At 68.4% G+C, this 2887-nt stretch carries 2 protein-coding genes; both read right to left on the bottom strand.

Annotation, left to right across the window (positions count from 1 at the left end; all coding sequences use genetic code 11):
* Window positions 1-476 (bottom strand): transglycosylase family protein (locus tag ABZ340_RS36485; protein WP_358786196.1); only part of this gene is annotated, 476 nt, incomplete at its 3' end.
* Window positions 477-601: 125 nt separating this feature from the next.
* Window positions 602-2632, bottom strand: coding sequence for a glycoside hydrolase domain-containing protein (locus ABZ340_RS36480; RefSeq protein ID WP_358786195.1), 2031 nt, complete (start codon window positions 2630-2632; stop codon window positions 602-604).
* Window positions 2633-2887: the final 255 nt, after the last annotated feature.

Genomic DNA, 2887 nt, shown 5'->3' with positions numbered 1-2887 from the left:
AGCTTCCCCGACGACACCTCCACCGCGACCAGATCCGCACGACCGTCACCGTTGAAGTCACCCGCCGTCAGATCCGTCATCCCCGGGTCGGCGGGCCCGGGCTCGGGTTCGGGATACGGGTCGGCGTGGTCGGTGGCGAGACCGGTGCCGGGGCTGCATGACCAAGCGCCGGCGCCCTGGTCGGCGAGGATCTTCTCGGCTATGAGGATCTGTTCCTTCTTGGTCGCCTGGTGCGGATAGGGCGCGTAGGCGGTGCCGCCGTAGTGCTGCCAGTTGTACAGGCTGATCTGGAGTCCGCCGTAATAGGCGGGGGTGGTGTTGCTGACGATGGACCAGTTTCCGCCGCTTTCGCATTCGGCCACCTTGTCCCATGTGCTGACCGAGGCCGCCGAGGCAGTGGTGGCCAGGAAGGGGACGGCGAGCAGGCCGGCGAGTGCGGTGGCAAGGCGCCGGGGGGAGATGGCGGTCGTGGACATCGACCGGTCCTTTCGATACGAGGGAAAAGAATTCGATGCGAGGAAAAAGAAGGAGAGGAACGAGGGGGCAGAAAAAAAGAAGGGCCCGCGTGCTGCCGTGCGGGCCCGTTCCGGTGTGGCCGGTGTCACCAGCCGCCGGTGCCGATCTCGGTACGGCTCGTCAGGCCGCCGCTGCCGGTGCCCTTGTACAGGTACAGCTTCCCGGTCTCACCCGTGTCGGACTCGACAGCCGCCAGGTCCCCGACACCGTCACCGCTGAAATCGGCCCCCGCATAATCGGAGATACCGTTCCAGCCACCCGTGCCGATCTCCACACGCGAAGCCAGACCGGAACCCGTCCCCTTGTACAGCCACAGCTTCCCGGTGGACTTCTCCGTCGCCACCACATCGGCCCTGCCGTCCCGGTTCATGTCACCGGGACTGACCACCTTGTTCATCCCGTTCCAGCCACCGGTACCGATCTCCACACGGCCACCCAGACCCGAGATCGTCCCGTCACCACGCCCCGGATACAGGAACAGCTTCCCCGTCTCGTTCTCCGAGGCCCCGACATCGGCCACCCCGTCACCGTTGAAATCACCGGCGAAGACATTCGACATGCCGTTCCAGCCACCCGTACCGATCTCCACACGCGAAGCCAGACCGGAACCCGTCCCCTTGTACAGCCACAGCTTCCCAGTGGACTTCTCCACGGCCACCACATCGTCCCTGCCGTCCTTGGTGAAATCACCGACGGCCAGGTCCTCCATGCCGTTCCACCCACCAGTACCGATCAGGACCCGCGTCTTCAGCGTCCCCGCACCCGTACCCGGGTACAGCCACAGCTTCCCCGACGACACCTCCACCGCGACCAGATCCGCACGACCGTCACCGTTGAAGTCACCCGCCGTCAGATCCGTCATCCCCGGGTCCATGGGCACGGCGGCGGAGCCCACGTCGACGTAGTTCCGGTCGATCTGGATCGTCGTGCCGTTGTAGGTCTCGGTGACGTTGCCCGCGTACTGGTGGACGCGCTGGTGGTCGGCCCACTGGTCGGCGGGGAGGTTCGGGTCGTAGGTGTCGGCCTGGCCGTTCCAGTTGGCCGTCCACACCACGTCCGGGCGCTTCAGCGTCGTGGAGGAGTAGACGGAGGAGAGGTCCTTGATGCCGCTGCTGGAGGAGCTGTACACGCCCGACCGGTAGTGCAGCTCCTGGATGCGGTCCGTCCAGCCGGACAGGTACTCCAGGACCCTGGTCCGGTAGGTGGAAGAGTACGCCTCCATGTCGATGTAGAGCACGGTGCCCGGTGCGAAGCCGAGCCCCTGGGCGAGGTCCACGGCAGCGTCGGCAGCGGCACGTCCCTGGCTGGTCGCGGTCGACGACGAGATGCTGCCGGCCTGGAGTCCCGCGTAGATCGGCAGGAAGTGCCAGCCGTCCGCGCTGAGGTCGGACACCCAGGACGCGGTGAGGTTGGGCTGTGAGCAGACCCGGCTGGGGCCGCCCATGTAGATGCCCAACCCCCGGTAGGGCGAGGCCGCCCAGTCCGCCATGGCCGCCGAGGAGGGCGCCGCGCAGGCGTCGAACGCCTTGCCCTTGTAACCGGTGCTCGGTGTCACCGCGGCGAGCGCGGCCGTCATCCGGTTCACTTCGGGTGCGGGGGCCGGCGCGTCCTGCGGTTCGGCGGTGCGCCGTACCTCGACGGAACCGAGGATCTCCTCCATGGCGGCCGGAGAGGGGCCGTGGCTGACGGTCGCATAGACGCCTGCGCCCTCGAACGCCAGCCGTACCTCGCGGGAGTCCGTACGCGGCAGGGTCCGTGGCGCAAGGGCCCCGTCGGGGACGTCCACCTGGGGCACGTCGGTCCGGGGCCCGGCTCCGGCGAACGGCTCCAGGACGATCGCTTCGGTCTTCTCCGCGATCAGGTGGGTGGGGCAGGACTGATCGGTTCCCGGATGGCCCAGGTAGACCGTGTGCCGGTCCATTCTGACGCAGGCCTGGGGGTCCTCGGCCAGGTCGACCACGTTCCAGTCGGCGGGCACCGACAGGGAGAGGCCACGGTAGTCGACGGTGGTGGCCGGCTCCGCCGCCGAGGCGGTCGCACCGCACTGGAGCATCGCGGTCAGGGCGCAGGTGGCGGCCACAGCGGTCGCCGCGTGTCTGAGGTGACGGCTTGTCATGACGTCCTTCGGAAGGCTGGTGGGTGCACGGGGGCAGGGGTGTGCGCGAACCGGAAGTGCCGCGCGAGCTGCGGAAGAGGAGGAGAGGAAACGGGGGGTGGGTCCGGGAAGAGCCGGGCCCACCCCCCGCTGGGCGACGCAGGGCGGTATGTGTCTCCGCTCCGGTGTGGCCGGTGTTACCAGCCGCCGGTGCCGATCTCGGTACGGCTCGTCAGGCCGCCGCTGCCGGTGCCCTTGTACAGGTACAGCTTCCCG

Origin of the sequence: Streptomyces sp. NPDC006134 (assembly GCF_040628835.1) — a bacterium.
GTDB lineage: Bacteria > Actinomycetota > Actinomycetes > Streptomycetales > Streptomycetaceae > Streptomyces.
Note: the sequence above shows the minus strand (reverse complement) of the source record. Positions and strands in the feature narration are given on the sequence as shown.